Source organism: Burkholderia sp. MS389 (genome assembly GCF_016899425.1).
Lineage (GTDB): Bacteria > Pseudomonadota > Gammaproteobacteria > Burkholderiales > Burkholderiaceae > Burkholderia > Burkholderia sola.
The window spans coordinates 651,613-677,336 of record NZ_CP045996.1; the positions used below are offsets into that span (position 1 = coordinate 651,613).

Here is a 25,724-nt window from a genome sequence, read left to right on the forward strand (position 1 = left end):
GATGTCGATTCCCCTGCCTCCGTCCACTTGCCCATGAATCCTGTTTCGCTTGCCTGGCTGATTTCCGCGCTCGCCACCGCGGGCGTCATCACGCGCCCGTTCGGCTGGCCCGAGGCCACGTGGGCCGTGAGCGGCGCGCTGCTGCTGGTCGGGTTGAACCTGTTGCCCGTCGCGCAGGCGCTGGACGCCGTCGCGAAAGGCGGCGACGTGTACCTGTTCTTGACGGGCATGATGCTGCTGTCCGAGGCGGCCCGTCGCGAGGGGCTGTTCGACTGGGTCGCGACGCACGTCGTCAATCTCGCACAGGGATCGCCGCGGCGGTTGTTCGCGCTGATCTACGCGGTCGGTGTCGTCACCACGGTGTTCCTGTCGAACGATGCGACCGCCGTCGTGCTGACGCCCGCGGTCCTGGCCGCCGCGCGCCGCGCGAAGGCCGATCCGATGCCGCTGCTGTACAGCTGTGCGCTCGTCGCCAATGCCGCGAGTTTCGTGTTGCCGATTTCGAATCCCGCGAACCTGGTGCTGTACGGCGCGCACATGCCGGCCCTCGGCGTCTGGCTCGCGCACTTCGCGGCGCCGTCCGTCGCGTCGATCGCGTGCACGTTCGTCATGCTGCGGATCGTGCAGCGACGTGCGCTTTCCGGCCGTTGTGAGTCCGCGCTGCCGGTGCAGCCGCTGACCGGCGGCGGCCGCATCGCGCTGGCAGGCATCGCCGCAACGGCCGTCGCGCTGATGGCGGTATCGATCGCCGATCGCCCGCTCGGGTTGCCGACCACGCTGGCGGGTGTCGTCACGGTCGCGTGCGTGGTGATGCGGGATCGCGCGGCGGGCGTGCCGATCGTTCGCGCGATTTCATGGAGCGTGTTGCCGCTCGTCGCGGGGCTGTTCGTCGTCGTCGAGACGCTCGACCGGACCGGCGCGGTGCGCGCGCTGGCGGGGCTGCTACACACGCTCATGCAAAGCGGCGAGCATGTCGCGGCGGCCGTAGCCGGCGTCGCGGTCGCGCTGGTGTCGAACGGGGTCAACAATCTGCCCGCCGGGCTGATCGCGAGTTCGACGATCCACGTCGCGCACAGCCCGCGAACGGTGGTCGATGCAATGCTGATCGGCGTGGATCTCGGCCCGAACCTGTCGATCACCGGATCGCTCGCGACGATTCTGTGGCTGACGGCGATCCGGCGCGAAGGGCTGCAGGTCGGTTTCCGCGCATTCCTCGCGGTCGGCGCGTGCGTGATGCCGCCGGCGTTGCTGCTCGCGCTGGGCGCGCGGTTCGTGGTCGGCGGCTGACGCGCGATGCGCGTCGCGTCAACCGTCCGGGCCGGCTTAGAACGAGTAAGCGAGCGACGCGAACAGGCTGCGCGGCGCGCCCGGCGCGACCCACAGGCTGTTGTACGAGCTGACGTAGGTGGTGCGATTGAACAGGTTGTTCAGCACGACCGACGCGCGCAGGTGCTTGTTGACCTGAACGTAGCCGTTGAGCTGCACGGTCGCGTAGGCCGGCAGCTCGAAGCCGTCCTGCGTGTTGGCCGTGTTGCCGGCGCGGCGCCCGACGTAGATCACGCCGGCGCCGGCGCCGGCCTTGTCCGCGAACGGCAGGGTCGTCTCGTACATCAGCAGCGCGCTGCCGCTCAGACGCGGCACGTCGACGAGGCGTGAGCCGGGCGCCAGCACGGTGTCGCGCGTGACCTCGGCGTCGACGTACGCGAAATTGGCGATGCCGCGCAGGCCGTGGCCGAGATCGCCGCTCCATTCGAATTCGACGCCGCGGCTGCGTACTTCGCCGGCCGCGCGCGAGAAGCCGGCGTTCGCCGGATCGGCGGTGAGCACGTTGCGCTTGGTCACGTAGAACGCGGAGACGGTCGTGAGCGAGCGCGCGCCCGCCCATTTCGCGCCGGCTTCGTAGCCGTGGCCCTTTTCGGGATCGAACGCGTTGCCGCCGACGTCGGCGCCGTTGTTCGGCCGGAACGAATACGCGGTGTTCGCATAGAACGACCACGCGGGGCTCATTTCATACACGACGCCGATACGCGGGCTCACCGCGGTCTGCAACTGGCTCGTCGTCACGCCCTTCAGGCGGTTGTCGATCGACTGGTGGAAGCGATCCCAGCGCAGCCCGGCCAGGATCTTCCAGTGCGGCCCGAACGCGAGCGTGTCCTGCGCGTAGACGCCTTGTCCGTTATCGCGTTCGAGCAGGTTGGTCGCGGTGCGCGGCGTCGGCGCGGGCTGGCCGTACACCGGATCGAAGATGTCGATCGCATACGGCGCCGCGGCGCTCGGGGTGGAGCGCGCGACGAACTGGTCGTAGTTGAAGCGATACGCATCGACACCCATCACGAGCGTATGGCCGATACCGCCCGTGCGGAACGAGCCGGTGGTTTCGACGCGGCCCTGCAGGTCGTTCGAATGAAACGCGACTTGCCGGTAGCGGCGCCACAGCGTGCGGCCGTCCGGCTGCAATGCGAATGCCTCGGACGAGCGCCCCGACAGGTCGGTGTTGCGTTGCGCGACGCCCGCATTGACCGACCAGCTGGAATCGATGCGATGCTCGAGCGTGAACTGGTGGCCCGTGTTGCGCACGTCGTAGTCGCCGTCGCGCGGCTCGCCGAGAAAGCGCGACGTGGGGATCACGCCAAGCTGGCCGTTGACCGCCAGCACGCCGCGATCGAGCGGCGCGCGCTGACGCGCGCTCTCGAATTCGTAGTGCAGCGTCGTGTCCGCGCCGATGTCCCACGTGAACGACGGCGAGAACAGGTAGCGTTTGCTCGACACCGTGTCGCGAAAGCTGCCGTTGTTTTCGTTCATCGCGACGAAGCGGTACGCGAGCGATTTCGTGACGGGGCCGGTCGAATCGAGGGTCTGGCGCAGTGCGCCGTAGCTGCCGGCCGATACGCCGATGGTGTTCGCGCGTGCAAACTGCGGCTGCTTCGTCGTATAGCTGATGATCCCGCCCGGATCGCCGCGGCCATACAGCGCGGATGCCGGCCCCTTGAGCACTTCCATGCGCTCGAGGTTGACGGTGTCGCGCGGCACGCTCATCCCGCGATTCCACGAAAAGCCGTTGACCAGGTAGTCGGTGCCGGACGTGTTGCCGTCGCCGGCGAAGCCGCGCACCGCGTAGTTGTCCCACAGGCCGCCGAAGTTGTTCTGGCGCGAGACGCCCGCGACCCAGTCGTAAAGATCGTCGCCGCGCGTGGCGGCCACGGTCTGGATCAGCTTCGTGTCGACGCTGCTGACCGCGAACGGAATCTCCATCACGTCGGCCTCGCTGCGCGTCGCGCTCGTCGATTCGCGCGTGCGGAACGGCGCCGTCGCGCGTTGCGCGGAGATTTCGATGGTGGGCAGCGACGTTTCCTGCGCGTCGGCGGCGCCCATGCCGGTCGTGCCGACGACGATGGCCATCGGCGCGGCCGCCCAGTTCCTCCTGCTCATACCTCTCCTTTTCGTGTCGTTCGCGTTCGGGCACGGCGGGCGGCCTTGCGCCGACATCTGTGTTCCAAACAGTACATTTGCGCGGCAATTTAATGCAAATGAGAGGCATTTGCAATCGTAATTTTGAGAATGGATGCGAGAAGGGAAACGGTGCGCGTCGCGGACGCGGTCGATCGGGCGTAGCGGTTTCGTGAAATTCCGAATGGTGGGAAATGTGTCGTGTCGTGGTGGCGATCGTATATCGCCTCAACATCTGCAATATGGGAAATTGGCAAGAAATATCGGGTAAACGTGGACCTTGGTGAAGTCATGGAATGTGAATTGGGTTGTTTGACAAATCCCGTAATTCGGGATTAAAGTAAAAACACTTCAGCCAAACCCGTCGAGCAGCCGCATGAACATCCCACAGTTGGACAGCGATACCGAAGCAAGAAGCGGGGCGAGCGTCGTGCTCGCCACTGCGCGAGACGCGGGCGTCGACGTCTGTTTCGCCAATCCCGGCACGACCGAGATGCCGTTCGTCGGTGCGCTCGACACCGTGGCCGGCGTGCGGTCGATCCTCGGGCTGTTCGAGGGCGTGTGCACGGGCGCGGCCGACGGCTATGGCCGCATGACCGGCAAGCCCGCGATGACGCTGCTGCATCTCGGGCCCGGCCACGCGAACGGCATTGCCAACCTGCACAACGCGCGCCGCGCCCGCACGCCGATCCTGAACATCGTCGGCGATCACACGCGCGCGCATCTGAAGTACGACGCACCGCTCACGTCCGACATCGAATCGCTCGCCCGTCCGGTGTCGGTGTGGTATCGCAGTGTGGCGCGCGACACGGATCTCGCGACGGATACGGCCGATGCGATTTCGGCCGCGATGGGCACGCCGCGCGGCGTCGCGACCCTCGTGCTGCCCGTCGATCTCCAGTCGGCCAGCGTGCGCGGCGCGGCGTGGCCCGCCGTCGTACGCCCGGCCGCGGTGTCGTTCGACGCCGCGCGGGTCGAACAGGTGGCCGATCTGCTGCTCGGCGGTCATCGCGCCGTCCTGCTGATGGGCGCCCGCGCGCTGTCGGCGCGCGGGCAGCGGGCGGCGGCACGCATCGCGGCGGCCACCGGCGCGACCTGTTTCAGCGAAACCTTTCCTGCGCGGGCGGAGCGCGGCGGCGGCTTGCCGGACATCGACCGCCTGCCTTATTTCCCCGAGCCGGCGCTCGCGGCGCTGGCCGGCCGGCGCGTGGTGCTGGCCGGCGCGCTCGCGCCCGTCACCTACTTCGGCTACGACGGCATTCCGGGCGAACTTGCGCGGCCCGAGGACATCGTGACGCTGGCAACACCGGGCGATGCGGCGGACGACGCGCTGGAGGCGCTGGCCGATCGCATCGGTGCGGCGGCGAATGACGATGGCGTGCACGTCGAGCGCTGGCGCGTGGAGGACGGCCCGCTCACGCCGCAGGCCGTCGGCCGCGTGCTCGCGAATGCGCTGCCCGACGACGCGATCGTGTCGATCGAAGGCGGTACGTGCGGCTACCCGTTCGTGACCGCATCGGCGCGCGCACGTCGTCACACCATTTTGACGAACACCGGCGGCGCGATCGGCCAGGGCCTGCCGGTGGCGCTCGGCGCCGCCGTCGCGTGCCCGGACCGCCGCGTGTTCGCGCTGCAGTCCGACGGCAGCGCGCAATACACGATCCAGTCGCTGTGGACGATGGCGCGCGAGCGTTTGCCGATCGTGATGCTGATCGCATCGAACCGGCGCTACGGCATCCTGCAGACCGAACTCGCGCGCAGCGGCCTGCCGGCCGACACGCCGCACGCGAGCCGCCTGACGCAACTGGACGATCCGCCGATCGACTGGATCGCGCTGTCGCGCGGCTACGGCGTGCCGGCCGAACGCGTGGGCACGACGGAAGCGCTGGTGCAAGCGCTCGACAACGCGCTCGCGCATACCGACGGGCCGACGCTCATCGAAATGCAGTTGTCCTGATCGCACAACGCGCTTCTTTCCTTAATCCCGACTCTCACCTTTCATCGACATGGATCTGCAACTGCACGGAAAAGCCGCGTTCATCACCGGCGGCAGCATGGGCATCGGCAAGGCGGTCGCGCTCGAACTGGCGCGCGAAGGCGTCAACGTCGCGATCGCCGCGCGACGCATCGAACACCTCGAAGCGGCGGCCGCCGAGATTCGCACGACGCTCGCGCCGCTCGGCGACGCGGCCGGCGCGATCCTGCCCGTCACGGTGGACACAACGGACATGGCGTCGATCGAAGCGGCGATGGCCGCGTGCGTCGAGCGCTTCGGCCGGCTCGACATCCTGCTGAACGGCGCCGCGCATCCGGGCGGGCTCGTGCGCGCCGAACTCGAACACGCTGACCCGGAGGGACTGCTGCAGGATATCGACATCAAGGTGGTCGGCTACCTGCGCTGCGCGAAGGCGGCCGCACCGTACATGCGGGCCAACGGCTTCGGCCGGATCGTCAACATCGGCGGCCTGACGGGCCGCGGCAGCAAGCAGCTGTCCGGCATGCGCAACGTGGCGATCGTGCACCTGACCAAGACGCTGTCCGACCAGCTCGGCCCGTTCGGCATCACGGTCAACACGATTCATCCGGGCGTCGTCGAGACGCCGCACATCCACGAGCTCTACGAGAAGGAAGCGCAGAAGCAGGGGCTCACGGCCGCGGAAGTCGAGGCCAACTACGTGAAGGTCACGCCGATCCGCCGCGTGCTGCAGCCGGAAGAAATGGGGTGGATCGTCGCGTTTCTCGCGTCGCCGAAGTCCGGCTCGATCACCGGCGAGTCGATCGGCTGCGACGGCGGGCTCACGCGCGGCATTTTTCTCTGACACAAGGAGCACTTCATGACCGCAACCGTACTGGTCGCCACCGCCGGGCAAGGCATCCTGCGCTCGAACGACGACGGCGAGACCTGGCATCGCCTCGGGCTTGCCGAGCCGATCGAGTTCGACGGCATCGTGCGCGCGCTCGCGGTGTGCCCGGCGACGCCGTCGCGCGTCTATGCCGGCGCCGATTCGGGGCTGTGCATCAGCGACGATGGCGGCGCGCACTGGCTCCGGCCCGAGAACCTGCTGAACGGGCAGACGGTCTGGTCGATCGCGATCGATCCGGCCAACCCGGCCGTGCTCTATGCGGGCACCGGCGCGCCGTCGCGCGCCGCGCTTTACAAGTCGAGCGACGCGGGCGCAACTTGGGCGCGAACGGCGCCCGAGTTTCCGGAGTTTTGCGCGGGCGTCAATCGTCCGCGGCTGCTGACGATCTGCGTGGACCCGGAAGACAGCCGCAACGTCTGGTACGGCGTGGAGGAGGGCGGCGCGTGGCGCAGCCGCGATGCCGGTGCGAGCTGGACGCGCGTGGACGGCCCCGGCACCGCGATCCGCAACAGCGACATTCATGCGATCGCCGTCGTGCCCGCCGCGCAAGGCCGGCCGAAGACCACGGTGCTGCTGACGGTCAACGCGGTGTACGTGAGCGAGGACGACGGCGTGACGTGGGACGGCAAGCTGTCGCGCGACCGCTTCGACGGGCTGTACTACACGCGCACCGTCGTGCAACTGCCGGAGCCGGAAGGCGACCTGCTGATGGCGGTCGGCGACGGCACGCCGGGCAGCCGCAGCCGCATCTACCGCTCGACCGATCGCGGCCACGCGTGGCACGAGACGGATCTGCACACGCCGCCGAACTCCACGTTCTGGGCGTTCGGCGTGCATGCGGCCCGGCCGGCGCTCGTGTATGCGGGCACCAAGTACGGGCACCTGTTCCGCTCGCGCGACGGCGGCCGGAACTGGACCAAGGAATGGCGCGATTTCAGCGAGATCACGGCGGTGGCATGGACGCCGTTCGAGGCGCCGCTGGCCGCCCACGCGCAGTCGACCCACTGAGCGGAGCGAACGATGACACCGTCCGATATCCGCCAACGCGCCGAGCGTGCGAACGCGAGCGGCCTGCCGCTGCCGACGCCGCGCGTGCAACGCACCCACCTGTCGCTGTTCGTGCGCGATCCCGTTCGCTCGAGCACCTGGTATGCCGAGGTGCTCGGCATGACGGAAACCGCGCGCGGCGAGCAGTGGGTGTTCATGTCGTTCGGCCAGAAGCACCACGACATCGCGCTGATTCGCGCGGCATCCGATGCGGAACTCGGCACGATCGGCCTGCAGCATTACGGCCTCGAAATCGCGGGCGGGCTGACCGAATTGCGCCGTCTGTACGGGATGCTGATTCGCCGCGACGTGCCGATCGTCAAGATCACCGATCACAAGGTCGGGATCGGCGTGTATTTCACGGACCCGGACGGCAACCGGCTCGAATTCTTCTGCGAAATGGTCACGGACGACGAAGAGGGCAAGCGCGTGCTGCATCGATACAACGCGCCGAGCGATCCCGTCCAGCTCCAACCGCTGTTCGACTGACGCACCGCCTTTCCATCCGCATCATCGACGTTTTATATAGGAATGCAAATGAGCAAGATCGCCAATTTCGAAGGCTTTCATATCCGCAAGTGGTACACGCAGATCGAGGATTCGCTCGCGAACGAAACCGGCCAGCTCGCGGACGGCGAGCCGTTGCGCAAGATCGTGATCGCTGCGGCCGTTCACAACCCGTACGCAGGGCGATTCAGCGAAAACCTCGACGATCTCGTGCGTCCGTCGCCCGCGCTCGGCAAGGAGTTTGCGCGACGCATCGAGTCGCTCGCCGGCGGCCGCGCGATCGAGAGCTACGGCAAGGCGTGCCTGGTCGGTTCGGCCGGCGAATACGAACACGGCAACGCGTTCCTCACGTCGATCTTCGCGGAGCCGATCCGCGCGGCGCTGGGCGGCGGCAAATCGTGGGTGCCGTCGAGCGGCAAGCGCGGCCCGATCAATACGGTGATCGACGTGCCGCTCGCGCACAAGGATGCGCTCTACGTGCGCTCGCACTACGACACGGTGACGTGCCTGTTTCCCGATGCGCCGAACGACGACGAAGTGCTGGTGATCTTCGCGTTCGCGACACGCGGCCGGCTGCATGCGCGGCTCGGTGGGCTGAAGGCGAGCGAGATCGTCGGTCGCGACGGTCTGGTCTGAGCGCGCATGTCGGGCGAGGAGCAGATGATGAACACGGCGTCCGTCAACGATGGATGGATAGACAACGATGGACTGCGGCTGCACTACGTGAGCTGGGGGCGCGACGATGCGCCGACCGTGGTGATGCTGCACGGCCTGCGCAGTTACGCGCATACCTGGGCGCCCGTCGCCGCTGCGCTGGCCGACCGCTACCGGGTCGTCGCGCTTGATCAGCGCGGGCGCGGGCTGAGCGATTGGGATCCGCGGCGCGACTACTACGCGGCGGCCTACGTGCGCGATCTCGACGCATTGGTGCGCGCGCTCGGCCTGCGACGATTCGTGCTGGTCGGGCACTCGATGGGCGGCGCCAATGCATTCGTCTACGCGGCGGCGCAGCCGGAACGGCACGCCGAAAGGCACGCCGAACGGCACGCCGAACGGCTCGCGGGCCTCGTGATCGAGGACATGGGCCCCGGCGCGTCGGCCGGCTCGCCGGGTTCCGAGCGCATCAAGCGCGAGCTGCAGGAAACGCCGGACGCGTTCGCGTCGTGGGACGACGCACGCGCGTTCTGGCGGCGCCAGCGGCCGAACATCGCGGAATCCGCGCTCGATTCGCGCATCGCACATTCGCTGAAAGAAGGCGAGCCGGGCCGGATCGTCTGGCGGCACGACGCGCAAGGAATTGCGGCCGCACGGCTGGCGGCGACGCCGGAGCAGCTCGTCCATCTGTGGCCGTTGATCCTCAACCTGCACGTGCCCACGTTGCTGGTGCGCGGCGGCGACTCGGATTTCCTGTCCGCGGACGTGGCGGCCGAAATGGCGGCCGCCAATGCGGAAATCGAGCGGATCGACATTCCCGGCGCGACGCATTACGTGCACGACGATCAACCCGATGCGTTCAATCGCGCGTTGCGGTCGTGGCTCGATCGTCTCGAGGATCCTGCATGGCGCAGCGGAGGCGTGGGCGAATGAAAGCGAACAACCGGAACCGGACGTCGGTCGCGATCGTCGGCGCGGGGCCGAACGGCGTCGCGATGGCGAATCTGCTGGGCCTTTACGGCGTCGCGACGGTGCTTATCGAGAAGGCGGCGGACGTCGTCGATTTTCCGCGCGCGGTCGGCATCGACGACGAAGCATTGCGGATGTTCCAGACCGCGAGGCTCGCCGACGAATTGAGCCGCGACATCATCCAGAACGTGCCGTTGCGCATGTTCAAGGCGAACGGCGAATGCTTTGCCGACATCCGCCCGTCGATACGCGAATTCGGCTGGTGGCGGCGCAACATCTTCATGCAGCAACTGGCCGAACACACGCTGCGCGCGGGGCTGGCGCGCTATCCGCACGTAGCGCTGCGGACCGGCGAGGAAGTGGTCGGCGTCGAACAGGACGACCGATGCGTCACGTTGCAGGTGCGCGCCGCCGACGGCAGGCAGTATGCGCTCGACGCCGACTACGTGGTGGCGGCCGACGGCGGACGCAGCCCGATGCGCGACTGGCTCGGCATCAAGCTGGCCGGCACGACGCATCCGATCAAATGGGTCGTGGTCGACGTGAAGAATGCCGGGCTCGACCAGCCGTGCACGGCGCTGAACTGCGACCCGCGCCGCCCGAACGTGTGCATCTATCTGCCGTTCAATTTCCGGCGCTGGGAGTTTCTCGTATTCCCGCACGAGGACGCAGAGGCGATCGCGCGGCCGGAATCGATCCGTGCGCTGATCGCGCCGTACGTCGACGACGTCGATCGTATCGAGATCGTGCGCGCGCGGACCTATACGCACCATTCTCGCGTGGCCGAGCGTTTCGTGGCGGGCCGCGTGGCGCTCGTCGGCGATGCTGCCCACCTGAGCCCGCCGTGGATCGGCCAGGGCCTGAACGCCGGCCTGCGCGACGTCGGCAATCTCGCGTGGAAACTCGCAGGCGTCGTGAACGGCACGCTGGATCCCGGCGTGATCGCTACCTACGAATCGGAACGCCGCGACCACGCGAAGGCGATGATCGATCTCGCGGACACGTTCGGTGCGATGCTGATGCCGACCAACCGGGTCGTCGCGTTTCTGCGCGACCGGTTCCTCGGGCTCGCGCGGTATGCGCCGGGCCTGAAGGACTACGTGCTGCAGATGCGTTTCAAGCCGATGCCGAGCTATACGCGCGGCGTCGTGCTGCCGGGCGCGCCGGGCGACGCGGCGGGCAGGATGATCGCGCAGCCCGACGTCGAAACGGCCGACGGCGTGCGCCGCAAGCTCGACGACGTGCTCGGCCCATGGTTTTCGATCGTCGGCTGGCAATGCGATCCGCAGGCGTGCCTGAGCGACGACGATCGCGCGTACTGGACGGCGCTGGGCGCGACCTTCGTTCAGGTCAACCGCTCGCGCAGCGGGACGGGCCGCGCGCGGCGCGTGACGAGCGCCCACGGCAGCGTGTGCGTCGAGGACGTCGACAACGCGCTGGCGGCATGGTTCGACCGGCATCGCGGCCCGCTCGTGGTCGTGCGCCCCGACCGCTACGTGGCCGCGCAGACGGACGCCGCCGGCATCGCAGGCGTGACCGCGGCGTTCCAGGCGTTTGCGCCGCGACAACGGGAGACCGCGGATGTTTGTTGAGCAACGCACGTACACGCTGGTGCCGGGCGGCGTCGCCGAGTATCTGCGGCTCTATGCGGAGTGCGGCCGCGCGCCGCAGGAGCACGCGCTCGGCACGATGGTCGGCTGTTTCGCGACGGAAGTCGGACCGCTGAATCAGCTCGTCTATCTGTGGGCGTTCGATTCGCTGGACGATCGGGCGCGGCGTCGTGCCGTGCTGATGGCCGATCCCGACTTCAGGACGTTTCGCGGCAAGGTCCGGCATCTGCTCGTCCGGCAGGAAAACCAGATTCTCCGACAGGAAATCGGCGGTCTGCTGCGTGCACCGCCATCGGCCGCGTGATGCGCGTTCGTTGCATGTCCGGCCCATCGTACAGTCTCTACCGAGGTATCCGTCTTGATCCCGTTTACGCCGCTGACTTCCCGCATGACGCCTGATGCGCAACGCGATTACGCGTCGCTCCATCTGTATATCGACGGCCGGTTCCTTCAGGCCGATGGCCGGCGCACGCAGCCCGTTCTCGATCCGGGAACCGGCAGCGTGCTCGGCGACTTGCCGCATGCGACGCCGGACGATATCGACGCCGCGGTGCGCGCCGCGCATCGTGCGTTCGCGACGTGGCGCCGCGAGTCGCCGCTCGCGCGCTCGGACATCCTGCGCCGCGCAGCTGCGCTGGTGCGCGAGCGGGCACCAGCGATCGGCCGCCACATCACGATGGACCAGGGCAAGCCGCTTCGCGAGGCGATTGCCGAGGTCGTGTCGTCGGCCGAGCAGCTCGAATGGCATGCGGAGGAGGGGCGTCGCACCTATGGCCGCGTCGTGCCGTCGCGCTCGCCGGACGTCGCGCAGACGGTGCTGCGCGAACCGATCGGCGTGTGCGCGGCGTTCTCGCCGTGGAATTTTCCGTTCAGCCAGGCGATGCACAAGATCGCGGCCGCGCTTGCGTCGGGCTGCACGCTGGTGCTGAAAGGGCCGGAGGAATCGCCGAGCGCGATCGTCGCGCTCGCGCGGATCTTTCACGACGCCGGCTTGCCCGCGGGCTGCCTGAACATCGTGTGGGGCGTGCCGGCCGACGTGTCGAGGCAGCTGATCGAGTCGCCGCTCGTGCGCAAGATCTCGTTCACGGGTTCGGTGCCGGTCGGCAAGCAACTGGCGGCGCTCGCCGCGTCGCACATGAAGCGCATGACCATGGAGCTGGGCGGGCATGCGCCGGTGCTGGTCTGTGCGGACGCCGATATCGACCGCGCCGCGACGATGCTGGCCGCGTACAAGTTTCGCAATGCCGGGCAGGTTTGCGTGTCGCCGACGCGGTTCTTCGTGCAGCGTGCGGTGTTCGACCGGTTCGTCGGCGCGTATCTGGAAGCGGTCGGCAAGATTCGCGTCGGCTACGGGTTGGAAGAGGCGACCACGATGGGGCCGCTTGCGCATGCGCGACGCGTATCCGAGATCGACGCGTTCGTTGCCGACGCAAAGACGAAAGGGGCGAAGATCGCATGCGGCGGGACGCGCGTGGCCGGACCAGGGCACTACTTCGCGCCGACGGTCGTACTGGGACCGGCGCGCGACACGCGGCTGATGAACGAAGAGCCGTTCGGCCCGATCGTCGGGATCGTGCCGTTCGACGCGCTCGACGATGCGCTCGACGAAGCGAACCGCTTGCCGTTCGGCCTTGCGTCGTACGCGTTCACGACGTCGGCGCGCGATGCGCACCGGATCGGCCGCGCGCTCGAAGCCGGCATGGTCAACATCAATCACTTCGGGATGGGGCCGGCGGAGATTCCGTTCGGCGGCGTGAAGGACAGCGGTTTCGGCAGCGAGGGCGGAATGGAGACGTTCGACGGTTATCTGGTCACCAAATTCATCACGCAGATGAACTGACCGGATGTCGGTCGACGGTCGCGCGCGACGACGGTCGCATGCTCAGGTCGCGTCGCCGATCTGTGCGGTGGCGTCGATCAGCAGCTTGCCGAGCACGTGCTCGTCGAACAGCGCGAAGTGTTCGGCGCGAAAGACCAGCGACAGGCTGCTGTTGACCTCGCCGCTGCTGGCCGTGCGAATCGGCGCGGCGATGCCGACGAACCCTTCATCGAGTTCGCCGCGCGAGATCCAGTAGCCCGCGTCGACGATCTGCTGGCACGCGCGCCAGAACTGCGTCCAGTCGCTCGCGAACTCGCCGAGCTCGGCGTTGTGGCGTTCGTGCAGGCGCTTCAGCCGCGCGCGCGACATCGCGGCGACGATCACTTTCGACGACGCGCCCTGGAACAGCGGCATGATGCGGCCGCGGCCGAAACCGAGTTGCAGGTTCTCGGCGCCGGTTTCGTGCATCACGTTGATGATCTGTTCGTCGAACAGCGTCGACACGAGCGCATCGCCGCCGGTGACCTGAACCAGCTTCTGGATCACGGGCTTCGCGGCGGTGAGCGTCGGGTCCGACTGCCGCATGTTGTAGTCGAGATGGATGATGCGCGGGCCCAGCGTATAGCGGCCGTTGGTGCCGACGAGCAGGCCGACGGATGCCAGTTCCTTCACGTAGCGATAGCACGTGGTGCGCGAAAAGCCCATGTGTTCGGCGATTTCCTCGGCGGTCATCGACGTCGCCGACGAAGAGAAGACGTCGAGGATGGACAGCATTTTGGTGAGGCTCGACATGACGTAATCCGGGATCAGACGGCTTGCGGCTAGGGAACGTGAAGGGCGAATGCGGTTTCGGGTTGCCGCGCTGCGGCACGAAATGCAGCGCGGCGGGCGACAGGCCGTAGTCTAACTTAAGTCGTGCGGGCGGCAACCGGAACCGCGTCGACGCATGCGTGGAAGCGAGCCAATCGTATCGAGTTGGATCGTTTTTCAGAAGATTGATATGGATTCCTATTTTAGACAATGAAATCGCACTGGATCGATGTTGCTGCCGCGCCGGCCGGTTCACGCGTGCATCGTCCGGGAAAATTCGATGAGGAGAAGCAGATGAAACGGTGGTTCCGGATGGTGGCATGGTGCGGCTGCGGTGCCGTCGCACCGGCGTTCGCGCAATCGAGCGTGACGCTCTACGGTTCGCTGGACACGGGCGTGACCTATACGAACGACGTGGCGTCCGCCCCGCGCGGCGGACGTCAGATCGCGTTGCAGGCCGGCGTGTCGCGCAACGACGTGTGGGGCGTGACGGGCAGGGAGGATCTCGGCGGCGCCGACTATGCGGTCTTCCGGCTCGAAAGCCAGTTCCAGACGTCCGACGGTGCGCTGACCGTACCCGGCTCCGCATTCAGTTCGCAAGCATACGTCGGGCTCGGCGGCGACTGGGGGACCGTGACGCTCGGGCGCCAGTTCGATTTCGTCGGCGATCTCATGCCGGCTTTTGCAACCGGTGCGAACACGCCGGCCGGCCTGCTCGCGTGGGGCTTGCCCGCGAACGCGTCGGCGGGCGGCGCGCTCGACAACCGCGTATGGGGCGTCCAGGTGAACAATGCGGTGAAGTACGTGAGCCCGACATTCGGCGGATTGTCGTTCGGCGGCCTATGGGGATTCGGCAACGTGCCCGGCACGGTCGCGCGCAGCAGCGTGCAAAGCGCGATGCTGTCGTACACGCAAGGTGCGTTCGGCGCCGCGCTCGCTTATTTCGGCCAGCATGACGTCACTGCCGGTGGCAATCTGCGCAATGTCTCGGGCGGCGCAGGCTACAACGTCGGGCCGTTTCGTGTCTTCGGCATGGTGTCGGACGTGCGGATCAGCGCTGCCGCGCCGCTGCGGGCCACCACCTATGACGCCGGGCTGACCTATGCGGTCACGCCGGCGTTGCAACTGGGCGGCGGCTTCCAGTACCAGCAGCGCGGCGGCGACATCGGCTCGGCCAACCAGATCACGTTGAGCGCCGACTATTCGCTGTCGAAGCGGTCCGGCCTTTACGCGGTATTCGCACGCGGGCACGACAGTGCGTATGGCGCGCAGGTCGAGGCGGCGCTCGGCGGGGCGGCGTCCGGTTCGACGCAGACCGCGGTTCGGCTCGGCCTGCGGCATCAGTTCTGACGATGCGCGAGAAACACGGGCTGCCGCGTCCGTCGCGCGAGAGCCCGTGTTTCCTCACCCGGTTCAGAACCGATGCATCATCCCGACGCGCAACGCCAGCTGGTTGCGGCCCGACGACTGTCCGGCCGTGCCCAGCACGTGCGCGTAGTCGAAGTCGGTGCCGGTATGGCCGGTTGCATGCTGGTACGCGCCCTGGATGTAAGTCGAGGTCCGCTTGCTCAGATCGTAGTCGAGCATCATCGACATCTGATGCCAGCTCGGCGACGCATCGCCTGCCGTCGTCGCGACATGCGCATGCGTGTAGGCATAGGCGGCGCCGAGCCAGAGATCCGGCCGGAAGAAATACTGGCCGTTGACCTCGAAGTTGTCGAACTTCCACGCGTGCTGCGAGCCTGCGGCCGGCTGGTTCGCGAAGTACAGATTCGACTCGGGGTTGGTCACGTCGACGTGCGAATACGCGGCGGACAGCGTCAGCGTGTCGCTGAACTTGTACGACATGCCGGCATCGATGTTCTGCTGCGAGCGGCCGCTGAAGACCGTATCGTCGCTCGACAACGCACCGCCCGCGGTCGCGCCACCGTTGTTGGCCTTCAGGTACGCGACGGCGGCGGAGAACGCGCCCGCCTGGTACTGCACGGCGGCGCTATAGACGCGGTTCCGTGCGAAGCCCCCCGCCTGATTCGCGAGCCCGTAGAGTACTTCGCCCTTGAAGCCGGCGTAGGAGGGCGACACGTACTTGACGCTGTTCTGGATGCGGTAGTCCCAGTCGGCGTTGTCGTTGTCGTACGGGTGCGCGCCGAAGTCGCCGAGCCAGTTGCCGGTGGCCGTGAACGGGCTCCACATGTCGAGCGTGGGGTCGTACTGGCGGCCGAACGTGAGCGTGCCGAACCGGTCGGAATCGAGGCCAACGTAGGCTTGCCTGCCGAACATCCGCGACGTCACGCCGAGCGCGCCGGTGCTCGCGTTGAAGCCGTTCTCGAGCTGGAACAGCGCTCTGAGCCCGCCGCCGAGATCCTCGGTGCCTTTCAGCCCCCAGTTGCTGCCGACGGTATCGCCGCTGACCATCTGGTAAGCGTTGCTGCCGCCCGCGTTGCTCGTGAAATTGACGCCTTCGTCGATCAGGCCGTACAGCGTCACGGTGCTTTGCGCATGGGCCGTCAGGCCGAATCCCATCGCGCTCGCGGCCGATACGGCCGCCATCATCTTCTTCATCGTCGATCTCCAGGTGTGGACGGCCCACGCGGCGCGGTGCGGTTTCCGACGGCATACGTCAGCACCGGACGCGTGTAGCGGGTCCGCTTGTCGTTAGTAAAACGAAATATTAAATTTGAAGAAAAGAGACCCGCCGCGATCGGGCGGACCGAATACGGAACCTCGCCGGGCGCGCGGTTCCGCGTGGCGGCGGCGTTACAGCATCCGCCGCAGCACGTCGTTTTCCGGGTTGCGGTCGAAGAACCGGTGTTTCAGCGCGCCAAGCACATGCAGTACGATGAGCGCGAGCAACGTATAGGCGAGCGTTTTGTGCAGCCATTGAAACGCCTCGAACCAATGGTCGTTCTTCGGCAGCAACTCGGGTACGCGGAAAAAGAAGAACGGCACGCCGTCGCTCTGCGTATACGTGCTGGACATCGAATAGCCCATCAGCGGCACGATGATCGCGAGCCCATACAGCAGGTAATGGCCGATCTTCGCGAGCGTGCGATCGAGCGTCGGCAGCGTGGAAGGCAGCGGCGGCAACGGCTTCATCGAGCGAATCGCCAGTTGCGTGACGACCACCAGCAGCGTGAGCACGCCGAACTCCTTGTGCGTCGGGTAATACCAGTCGAACTTGGCCGGCAGGTTGTCGTCGAGCCGGACCATCGTCCAGCCGGTCCACAGCTGCGCGCCGATCAGGATCGCCCTGACCCAGTGCAGCAGCCGAAGCGCGAGCGGGTATTTCTCCGCGGGGAATGCGATGGCCTGGTTTTCCATTTGATTTGTCTTCCTTTTAAACGAAACGGGGCACGCGGGATGCCGATCGTCGACTTCGGCGCCCCGCGGCGATCTTCGTCGAACCGAGGCCGGATGGCGATGCGCACGAGCCTTCGACGAAAGGCCCGTGCGCCGGGCCGGTTCGCGCGGTCAGGCGATCGCGCGCGAATCCGCGCAGCACTCCTGCAGCGCCTCGCGCAGCGTCACGGCCATGAAGTCGGCTTCGCCTGGCTGCAGCGTCAGCGGCGGCGACATCACCACCTTGTTCGCGATCGCCCGCACCAGCACGCCGCGCCGGCGCGCGGCATCGGCCACGCGGGCGGCGAACCCCTTGCCCGGATCGAGCGGCGTGCGGCTGGCCTTGTCGGTCACCAGGTCGAGCGCCAGCATCAGTCCCTTGCCGCGGACGTCGCCGACGGTCTCGAAGTCGGCCTTCAGCGGCAGCAATTGCTCGAGCAGGCGCTGGCCGACCCGTGCCGCATTGCCCGGCAGATCCTCGGCCTCGACGATGTCGAGCACCGCGAGCGACGCGGCGCACGCGAGCGGATGCCCGCTGTACGTATAGCCGTGCATGACCACGTGCGAGAAGCCCGCGCCATGTTCGATCGCGTCGGCGATGCGCCCGTTGTACAGCGTCGCGCCGAGCGGCACGTAGCCGGCGGAAATGCCCTTGGCGACGCACAGGATGTCGGCGGCGACGCCCCAGCCGCGGCTGCCGAGCAGGCTGCCGGTGCGGCCGAAGCCGGTGACCACCTCGTCCGCGATCAGCAGGATGCCGTTACGGTCGCACACGGCCCGCACGCGCGCCCAGTAATCGGCCGGCGGGACGATCAGGCCGCCGGCGCCCTGCACCGGTTCGGCGACGAACGCGGCGATGGTCTGCGGGCCGTGGAACGCGATCGTTTCCTCGAGCTGCCGGATGCAGTGCTCGACGAGTTGTTGCGGATCGTCGCAATTCCACGGATTGCGATAGAGCCAGGGCGTGTCGAGCAGCACGCAGCCGGGCAGCAGCGGGCCATGATTGTAATGGTAGACGCCGTTGCCGCCGATCGACGTGCCGCCCATGTGCACGCCGTGATAGCCGTTGCGCAGCGACAGGAATTTCGTGCGCGACGGCTCGCCCGCGGCGACCCAGTACTGGCGCGCCATCTTGAGCGCGGTCTCGATCGCGTCGGAGCCGCCGCTGCCGAACATCACCCGCTGCATGTCTTCCTGCGCGAACATCGCGCACAGGCGGTCGGCCAGATCGTAGACGCGCGGATGGGCGACGCCGTCGAAGGTCTGGTAGTACGACAGCGCGTCCATCTGCCGCGCGATCGCGCTTTTCACTTCCGGCCGGTTGTGGCCGACGTTGACGTTCCACAGTCCGCCGACGCCGTCGAGCATGCGGTGGCCGTCGACGTCGTACACGTAGTTGCCGTCGCCGCGCTCGATGATCACGGTGGGAGTCGTATGCCCGGCGGCCGCCGAGCTCATCGGGTGCCAGAATCGTTTTTGACGCTTTTGATAGTCCATGGTGTCTCTCGTCTCTCTTGCGAAGTACTTGAACAGGGTTGGGGCGCGGTGTGCGCCGTCGGGTCACAGGGCTGCGGTGACGATCTTTTCCTCGAGATACGAATCGAGCGCGGCCTTCGACAGGTCGCGCCCGATCCCGCTTTGCTTGGTGCCGCCCCACGGCAGGCGCGCGTCGATCGGGCTCCACGCATTGATCGCGACCGCGCCGACGTCGAGCCGCTCGGCGACGCGGTGCGCGGTGCCGACGTCCTGCGTCCACACCGAAGCGGAGAGACCGAACGGCGTGTCGTTGGCGATGCGGACGGCGTCGTCCTCGGTCTCGAACGGCATCACCATGCCGACCGGGCCGAACACCTCGTCGCGGGCGATCCGCATGCCCGGATGAACGCCGCCCAGAATCGTCGGGCGCATGAAGCAGCCGCGCGGCGGCACCTGTTCGTCGCCGGCGAGCATCACCGCGCCTTCGGCGAGCGCGCCGTCGACGAGCGCGCGTACCCGCGCGAGGTGGCGCGGGTTGATCAGCGCACCCATCTGTACGCCGGGCTCCGACGGCGGACCGACGCGCATCGCGCGAGCTGCGTCGGCAAGCCGTTCTTCGAGCGCCTGCGCGATCGAGCGATGTGCGAGCACGCGCGAGCCGGCCGCGCACGTCTGCCCCTGGTTCGCGAACATGCCGGCCATCAGCGACGGAATCGCCCGGTCGAGATCGGCATCCGCAAACACGATCTGCGCGGCCTTGCCGCCGAGTTCGAGCGTGACGCGCTTGAAGGTCTTCGCTGCCACGCCCGCGATCGTGCGGCCGACTTCGGTGCTGCCGGTGAAACTGATCTTGTTCACGAGCGGGTGCGCGACCAGCGCGGCGCCGACTTCCGCGCCGACGCCGTGGACGATGTTGACGACCCCGGCGGGCAGGCCGGCTTCGCAGACGAGTTCGCCGAGCCGGGCGACGGCCAGCGGCGTGTCCTCCGACGGCTTGATGACCACCGGACAGCCGGCCGCGAGCGCCGGCGCGAGCTTCCACACCGCGATCATCAACGGCGCGTTCCACGGGATGATCTGACCGGCGACGCCCACCGGCGCGCGCCGCGTGTAGCTGAGCGTCGGGCGGCCCATGAAGCCGTCGGTCGGAATCGTGCGGCCCTCGAGCTTGTCGGCCCAGCCGGCGAAATAGCGCAGCGTGTCGATGCACATCGGCAGGTCCATCATCCGCATCTCGGCAAGCGGGCGCCCTTGTTCGACGGCCAGGCATTCCGCCAGTGCGTCACGGTCGCGCTCGACCAGGTCCGCGAGCCGAAGCAGCCAGCGCGCGCGGGCCGAGCCGCCCGCGCGGGCCCACGCGTCGCCGTGCAGCGCGGCGTGCGCGGCACGCACCGCGCGATCGACGTCTTCGGCGGTCGATGCGGGCACGGCGGCCACGTAGTCGCCGGTCGCCGGCGCCAGCTTTTCGAAGGTACGGCCGGCCGCTGCGTCGCAATGCCTGCCGTCGATCAGATTCTGAATTTTCATCATGGTGTTCCGTGTTTCCCAGGGGCGAATCGTCGGGCCGAACGGGTGAGGGCGATGACAACGGCCACCGTCAGGCTTCGACGTCGCATTCACTGTATGTCGATGAAAACGCGCGCCTTGTCCGCTATCGGCAATCGTTGCGGCGCGATCGGGATAGGGAATACCCGTGCCGGCGCGACGCATCGCGCGTCACGTTGGCAGCGGGGAATGCTCGGGGAGTGAACAACGAGACGACGGTGCGGCGCGGCACCGTCCGGTCGGCGGCTACTGGGCGGCGCGCCCGAGTTCGCGATACAGGTCCGGGTCGCTGCGCTTCAACCGCAGCGCGGCGCGGATGCCGAGCGCACCGACGGCGACGAGGAAATACGGAAACATCGCGACGAAGGTCGAATCCGATCCGCTCAGCACGGACAGGTTGCGCACAACGAGCACGAGGCACGCACCGAGCGCGATCACGCTGACGAGCGGCGCGATCAGGCGGTGCACGACGCCGGCGTCGCGGTGATCGCGCGCGAAGAACGCGATCACCGACGCCGCCACCAGGATCTGCACCGCGATGATGCCGATCGTGGCCAGCGCGCTCATCCACGAGAACACGACCGCGAACGGATCGAGGCGGAACGCGGCCGACCCGGCGATGGCCGCGAGCGCGATCAGCGTCTGCACCTTGCCGGCGACGTCCGGGCAACGATGCACCGGGCACGTATGGCCGAGCTTGCGCCACAGCACGCGTTCGCGGCCCATCGCGTAGAAATAGCGCGTGATCGTGTTGTGGAACGACAGGATGGCCGCGAACAGGCTCGTGACGAGCAGCACGTTCATCGCGTCCGTCGCGATGCTGCCGAGCAGCCGGCCGCTGACGGCAAACCACAGATTGGCCGGATCGCGCGCGGCCTGCGCGGCGATCGCGCGCTCGCCCCACGCCTCGACGATCGCCCACGACGACAGCGCGTAGAACGCCATGATGAGGATCACGGCGAGGTAGGTGGCGCGCGGAATCGTGCGCTTCGGGTCGCGCGCCTCCTCGGAGAAGATCGCGGTCGCCTCGAAGCCCATGTACGAGCCGAGCACGAACACGAGCGCGGTGCCGAGCCCGGGCGCGAACACCATCGCGGGGCTGAACGGTTTCGCGCTGAAGCCGCCGGCACTCGCGCCGTGCACGACGATCGCGAGATCGAGCAGCATCACGATCGCGATTTCGCCGATCATCAGCATGCCGAGCAGCCGGCCGCTGAACTCGATGCGCCGCGCGCCGCAGAAGTGGACCGCGACGACGCACGCGAGCGCGAACGCCCACCACGGCACGTCGACGCCGTAGTGCCGCTGGATGCTGTCGTTCAGAAAGAAGCCGAACATGCAGTAGATCGCGATCTGCACCGCGTTGTACGCGACGATCGCGACGAACGCGCCGCCCACGCCGGCGGGGCGTCCGAGCCCGTTCGCGATGTACGCGTAGAACGCGCCCGCATTGGAGATGTGCCGGCTCATCGCCGCATAGCCGATGCTGAAGATCAGGTACATGACGCCGGCCAGCACGAATACGCCGGGCACGCCGGGGCCGTTGCCGAGCGAGAATGCCGCGGGCGTCGCGCCGACCATCGCGGTGAGCGGCGCGGCCGCGGCGACGACGAAGAAGACGATGTGGGAGAGTCCGACGGCGTTCTTGCTGAGCCCCGCTTCGGACCGGGGTGACGATTCGTTCATGATGGGTCCCGCTGGCCGGCTCGTCCGTCAGGAGTCGACACCGGCATGCCTGATCGATATCCCCGTGCCGCGCGCCGATCCTGACGTGCCGGCAATCGATGCCGACCTCCGCCGACGACACAGGTATGCGCTTGGACGGCCGCTCGATGCGGTGCAGCGCATCGAGCAGGGCCGACGACAAAATTTACGGTGCCGAAAAAACGGGCGTTGTCCGTAATCGGCAATCCGCATGGGCGGGGGCGGCAGGGGATTACCCGGATGCGACGCCGCCATGCGTCTGTCGCGGGCTCAGCTCAGGCGCGGCGTGTGCGACGGCAGTTCGTGGAAATGCTGCTGGTAGTACGCGGAGAAGCGTCCGAAGTGGCAAAAGCCGAATTGCGCCGCCGCGTCGCCGATCCGCATCGTGTCGGGCGTCGTCATCAGGAAGCGGCGCACGGCGTTCAGCCGGATCGAGCGGAGATAGGCGGTCGGCGTGGTGCCGACCACGTTCTGAAAGCTGTATTGCAGCGTGCGGCGGCTGATCCGCAGGTGATGACAGAGATCGATGACCGTCGGTACGTCGTCGGATTCCAGCGCGATTTCCTGGCTGCGCCGCACGATGTAGCTTTGCGTCGAGGCCGACGGCAGCGCACCGGCATCCGGGTCGTCGGGCTGCACGAGGTCGAGCAGGATGCCGACCAGACTGTGCGCGAGCACGCGTTCGTCGAACGCATCGCGCGCGGTGAGCGAACCGCTGTCGAGCGCCTGGCCGAGCACGCGTTCGAGGCCGTCCAGCGCGTTGCGGTAGCGCGCGGGCGAGATCGGCAGCACCGGCTGCTTCAGGAAACGTGCGGGCAGGTTCGCGAGTTCGTCCACCTCGCGATCGGCTGCGAGCGTGCGGTCGATCGTGAACGCGAGCACCTCGGTGTCGCACGGCAGGTGTGCGACGAATTCCTCGCCGCCGCGCAGCGTCAGCAGGCTCGGCCGCTCGACGGTGCGCCCCTGGACCACGGGCGCGACCGCACTGGCGATCGGCAGCGCGAAGCAGAGCCGGTCGCGCGGCGCGAGGCCGTGCTGCATCACGCGCTGGTTGATGCGTTCGCGAAAGACGTGAAAACGCTGGCCGGCGACCTGGCGCAGCGTGGTCGTCGCGGTGCCCGGACTGATCTGGTCGTAGTGCTGCGACCAGTTCACGATCGCCTGGGAATGGAGGAACACATCCGAGAAGCACAGTGTTTCAGCGCGCAGGTTCATGGCGTGGCGAATGCATCCCGTTTCAAATTCGATGCCGGCCGAAGCCGGCTCATGCTGCCGGCGCGGGCAGCGCGATCGCGCCATGCGCGCGCCGCCCGGATGGCTTTCCGAACGCGCGGTGCGACGCGGTCAGTCCCGCCGACGATCATATCCAGAAAAAAACACCGCGTGACGCGATCGAAAAGTCTGGTGGCGTTTGTCGAGCGAGCGGCCCGCGGAAGGCGGCGGCGCATAGCCAAACCGAAAGAAATTCGGGGGTGCCGGACGATATCGACTGACGAATGTCATTGGCAACTATATTTTTCAAAATCTCATTATAGGGGATTAAATTTATTTTTGCGGTGGGGTTTGCACATGGCGTCATGCGCTGCCGAGTAACGGGGGCTTCATGGTCAACACGATCGCGCGCCATCGGTATTTTTTTACAAAACTGTCGAATGCCGATTCACGTCATGGCCCAGGGCACGCACGACGCCTCCTCTCGTGTTAACTACCGATAAATCCCGAAATACGGGATTTGTATAATTACCCCGCAACGCCTCGCCTGTTCGTGACGCCTGTCCACATACCGGGAGCGGTCCATGTCCGAGTCACCCCCTGCCTTGTTGTATCGCCGGATCGCGCTGCGCGTGATTCCGTTTCTGTTCGTCTGCTACGTCGTCAACTTCATCGATCGCGTCAACATCGGGTTCGCCAAGCTGCAGTTCCTGCAGGACCTCGGCTTGAGCGAAGCCGTATTCGGCTCCGCGACGGCCATCTTCTTCATCAGTTACGCCGCGTTCGAGGTGCCGAGCAACCTGCTGCTGGCGCGCATCGGCGCGAGCCGCACGCTGATGCGGATCATGGCGCTGTGGGGCCTGTGCACGGTCGCGCAGATGTTCGTGACCGGCAGCGTGTCGCTGTACGTGGTGCGGTTTCTGCTCGGCGCCGCCGAGGCCGGCTTCTTTCCGGGCCTGATCCTGTACCTGTCGTACTGGTTTCCGGATAGGGTGCGCGCCCGCGTCAACAGCGTGCTGCTGCTCGCCGTTCCGGTCGCGGGGATGATCGGCGGACCGCTGTCCGGCTGGATCATGGCGCACCTGCAGGACACGATGGGGTTGCGCGGATGGCAGTGGCTGTTCCTGATCGAGGGATTGCCGGCCATTGCGCTCGGGCTGGTTGCGCCGCTGATGCTGAGCGACCGGCCGGAACGGGCGGCATGGCTGTCGCCAGCGGACCGGCAGGCGCTGTTGCGCGATCTGGACGCGGAGCGGGCGTCGGCCGTGGTCGGCCATGACCGAACGGGCGTGCTCGACATCGTTCGCCACGCGCGCGTGCTGGGGCTGGCGGCGATCTATTTCTGCGTCTACGTCGGGATGGGGACGGTGACGTTCTGGTCGCCCACGGTGCTGAAGGCGGCCGGGGTCGCGAGCGTTACCGGAATCGGTTGGTTGTCCGGATTGATTTCCGTGTTCACGATGATCGGCAACGTGGCGATCGCATGGAGTTCCGACCGATACGGCGAGCGCCGCTGGCATACGGTGGCTTGCATGCTCGTCACCGCGTGCAGTCTGCTGCTCCTGCGCTTCTCGGTCGGCCATGTAGGAGTCACCGTCGCGTTGCTGGCGATCGCGCAGCTGTGCGCGTTCACCGTGCCGATCGTGTTCTGGACGATTCCGGCTGCCCAGCTGACCGGCCGCGCGGCGGCAGCCGGCATCGCGGTGATCAGCATGCTGGGTTCGCTCGGCGGCGCGTTCAGTTCGTGGCTGGTCGGCATCCTGTTCGCACGTACCGGCGCGCCGTATGCCGGGTTCGCGGTGGTCGCGGGGCTGCTGGTGGTCGGCGCGGTGCTGGTGACGAGCCTGGTGCCGCGCACGCTGCCGTCGCGCCGCACGACGAGCGAACGGGCCGCGTGGCAGGGCGTCGAATAGCGCGTTGCCGCGCCCTCGCCGACGCGCGCCGGCGCCCGCTCAATCCGGATCGGCTTTCAGCCCACCCTCGATCCACCGCGCTTCCGACGCGCGAAGGTGCGCGCGAATGGCCGTCTGGGCCGCGATCGGATCGCCGGCCTGCAACGCGACGAGCACGTCCTCGTGCTCGCGCACGGCGGCCGTCCACGTCTGCGGATTCTCCGCATGGCCGCACATCGCGGTCGCGATCGGGTCGTGGCGGCTGTCGAACAGCTCGCCGACGAAGCGGGTGAGCACCGAATTGCCGGCGGCTTCCGCGATCAGCATGTGGAACTGCCGGTCGGCTTCGACCGGGGATTTGCCGGCCTCCGCGAGCCGCTTCATGCGCTGCACCGTGCGGCGCAGGCGCTCGAGCATCGCGGCCGTCATCCGCGCGGCGGCCAGCGCGGCGACGCTGCCCTCGACGGCCGCGCGCGCCTGCATCAATTCCGACGGACTGTCGCCGAGCGTGGCCATCGGGCCGACCGCGTCGGCCGCCGTGTCGCGCACATACACGCCGGAGCCCATCCGGATCTCGATCTGCCCGCCGATTTCCAGCGCGATCAGCGCTTCGCGCAGCGACGGGCGCGATACGCCGAGCGTCAGCGCCAGCTCCCGCTCCGGCGGCAGCCGCTCGCCGATCGCGAATTCGCCCTGGCGAATCAACGCGACGATCTGGGCCGCGACCGATTGGTAAAGCCGCTTGGGTTCTGTCGATTTCATACGAGTGATAGGGATCAATGCGCTTTCGGCGCAAGCGCGTGTCGCGGAGTCTATCACGCCTACCGCT

Annotated in this window: 21 protein-coding genes; 12 read left to right on the top strand and 9 right to left on the bottom strand. The window is 67.4% G+C overall.

From position 1 onward, the window contains the following. The first annotated feature begins 33 nt into the window (after nucleotides 1-33). Entirely contained in the window at nucleotides 34-1,287 is a 1,254-nt protein-coding gene (locus tag GJG85_RS32540; protein ID WP_089490441.1) for an arsenic transporter, read from the top strand. 36 nt (nucleotides 1,288-1,323) lie between these two features. Here GJG85_RS32540 and GJG85_RS32545 read toward each other — a convergent pair whose 3' ends face one another. Then, nucleotides 1,324-3,429, bottom strand: a complete 2,106-nt coding sequence (locus GJG85_RS32545) for a TonB-dependent receptor (protein WP_204384505.1) — start codon at nucleotides 3,427-3,429, stop codon at nucleotides 1,324-1,326. Between the two features lie 394 nt (nucleotides 3,430-3,823). On the opposite strand from GJG85_RS32545, the gene GJG85_RS32550 reads away from it, so the two are divergent. The 9 genes from GJG85_RS32550 to GJG85_RS32590 all read left to right on the top strand — a co-directional run bounded on the left by GJG85_RS32550 (nucleotide 3,824) and on the right by GJG85_RS32590 (nucleotide 12,938). Further along, nucleotides 3,824-5,404, top strand: a complete 1,581-nt coding sequence (locus GJG85_RS32550) for an acetolactate synthase large subunit (RefSeq protein WP_204384507.1) — start codon at nucleotides 3,824-3,826, stop codon at nucleotides 5,402-5,404. 49 nt (nucleotides 5,405-5,453) lie between these two features. Then, complete coding sequence (locus GJG85_RS32555; protein WP_050016771.1) at nucleotides 5,454-6,266, top strand: SDR family oxidoreductase; 813 nt, start codon at nucleotides 5,454-5,456, stop codon at nucleotides 6,264-6,266. 15 nt (nucleotides 6,267-6,281) lie between these two features. Continuing rightward, on the top strand, nucleotides 6,282-7,319 hold the full coding sequence (locus GJG85_RS32560; protein ID WP_204384508.1) for a sialidase family protein: 1,038 nt from the start codon (nucleotides 6,282-6,284) through the stop codon (nucleotides 7,317-7,319). Between the two features lie 12 nt (nucleotides 7,320-7,331). Next, nucleotides 7,332-7,847, top strand: coding sequence for a VOC family protein (locus tag GJG85_RS32565; protein WP_204384509.1), 516 nt, complete (start codon nucleotides 7,332-7,334; stop codon nucleotides 7,845-7,847). Between the two features lie 48 nt (nucleotides 7,848-7,895). After that, nucleotides 7,896-8,501: an amino acid synthesis family protein gene (locus GJG85_RS32570; RefSeq protein WP_124630164.1), complete on the top strand. Its 606-nt coding sequence runs from the start codon at nucleotides 7,896-7,898 to the stop codon at nucleotides 8,499-8,501. A gap of 27 nt (nucleotides 8,502-8,528) precedes the next feature. Beyond that, nucleotides 8,529-9,452: an alpha/beta hydrolase gene (locus GJG85_RS32575; protein WP_176015942.1), complete on the top strand. Its 924-nt coding sequence runs from the start codon at nucleotides 8,529-8,531 to the stop codon at nucleotides 9,450-9,452. Then, nucleotides 9,449-11,080, top strand: a complete 1,632-nt coding sequence (locus tag GJG85_RS32580; protein ID WP_050016777.1) for a bifunctional 3-(3-hydroxy-phenyl)propionate/3-hydroxycinnamic acid hydroxylase — start codon at nucleotides 9,449-9,451, stop codon at nucleotides 11,078-11,080. The genes GJG85_RS32575 and GJG85_RS32580 overlap by 4 nt, the downstream gene beginning before the upstream one ends. Then, nucleotides 11,070-11,402, top strand: coding sequence for an NIPSNAP family protein (locus GJG85_RS32585; RefSeq protein WP_050016779.1), 333 nt, complete (start codon nucleotides 11,070-11,072; stop codon nucleotides 11,400-11,402). The genes GJG85_RS32580 and GJG85_RS32585 overlap by 11 nt, the downstream gene beginning before the upstream one ends. Before the next feature lie 84 nt (nucleotides 11,403-11,486). Continuing rightward, nucleotides 11,487-12,938, top strand: a complete 1,452-nt coding sequence (locus tag GJG85_RS32590) for an NAD-dependent succinate-semialdehyde dehydrogenase (RefSeq protein WP_185641064.1) — start codon at nucleotides 11,487-11,489, stop codon at nucleotides 12,936-12,938. A gap of 42 nt (nucleotides 12,939-12,980) precedes the next feature. Here GJG85_RS32590 and GJG85_RS32595 read toward each other — a convergent pair whose 3' ends face one another. Beyond that, a complete protein-coding gene (locus GJG85_RS32595) occupies nucleotides 12,981-13,709 on the bottom strand; it encodes an IclR family transcriptional regulator (protein ID WP_039356037.1) in 729 nt (242 codons plus the stop codon). 312 nt (nucleotides 13,710-14,021) lie between these two features. On the opposite strand from GJG85_RS32595, the gene GJG85_RS32600 reads away from it, so the two are divergent. Next, nucleotides 14,022-15,077, top strand: a complete 1,056-nt coding sequence (locus tag GJG85_RS32600) for a porin (RefSeq protein ID WP_089490490.1) — start codon at nucleotides 14,022-14,024, stop codon at nucleotides 15,075-15,077. 63 nt (nucleotides 15,078-15,140) lie between these two features. Here the strand turns inward: GJG85_RS32600 and GJG85_RS32605 are convergent, their stop codons facing one another. The 6 genes from GJG85_RS32605 to GJG85_RS32630 form a co-directional block, all read right to left on the bottom strand. Next, nucleotides 15,141-16,289, bottom strand: a complete 1,149-nt coding sequence (locus tag GJG85_RS32605; RefSeq protein WP_050016784.1) for a porin — start codon at nucleotides 16,287-16,289, stop codon at nucleotides 15,141-15,143. A gap of 195 nt (nucleotides 16,290-16,484) precedes the next feature. Then, a complete protein-coding gene (locus GJG85_RS32610) occupies nucleotides 16,485-17,048 on the bottom strand; it encodes a cytochrome b/b6 domain-containing protein (RefSeq protein ID WP_204384510.1) in 564 nt (187 codons plus the stop codon). A gap of 150 nt (nucleotides 17,049-17,198) precedes the next feature. Beyond that, nucleotides 17,199-18,563 (bottom strand): aspartate aminotransferase family protein, encoded by a 1,365-nt coding sequence (locus GJG85_RS32615; RefSeq protein WP_050016787.1) that lies wholly within the window; start codon nucleotides 18,561-18,563, stop codon nucleotides 17,199-17,201. A 63-nt stretch (nucleotides 18,564-18,626) separates the two neighbouring features. Then, nucleotides 18,627-20,072, bottom strand: a complete 1,446-nt coding sequence (locus GJG85_RS32620) for an aldehyde dehydrogenase family protein (protein ID WP_124555368.1) — start codon at nucleotides 20,070-20,072, stop codon at nucleotides 18,627-18,629. Nucleotides 20,073-20,333: 261 nt separating this feature from the next. Further along, nucleotides 20,334-21,773, bottom strand: a complete 1,440-nt coding sequence (locus GJG85_RS32625; RefSeq protein WP_050016791.1) for an APC family permease — start codon at nucleotides 21,771-21,773, stop codon at nucleotides 20,334-20,336. A gap of 288 nt (nucleotides 21,774-22,061) precedes the next feature. Beyond that, on the bottom strand, nucleotides 22,062-23,006 hold the full coding sequence (locus tag GJG85_RS32630) for a helix-turn-helix domain-containing protein (protein ID WP_050016792.1): 945 nt from the start codon (nucleotides 23,004-23,006) through the stop codon (nucleotides 22,062-22,064). A 581-nt stretch (nucleotides 23,007-23,587) separates the two neighbouring features. Between GJG85_RS32630 and GJG85_RS32635 the strand changes: the two genes are divergently transcribed. Next, complete coding sequence (locus GJG85_RS32635) at nucleotides 23,588-24,916, top strand: MFS transporter (protein ID WP_050016794.1); 1,329 nt, start codon at nucleotides 23,588-23,590, stop codon at nucleotides 24,914-24,916. A 39-nt stretch (nucleotides 24,917-24,955) separates the two neighbouring features. On the opposite strand, the gene GJG85_RS32640 is transcribed toward GJG85_RS32635, so the two are convergent. After that, entirely contained in the window at nucleotides 24,956-25,657 is a 702-nt protein-coding gene (locus tag GJG85_RS32640) for a FadR/GntR family transcriptional regulator (RefSeq protein ID WP_204384511.1), read from the bottom strand. Nucleotides 25,658-25,724: the final 67 nt, after the last annotated feature.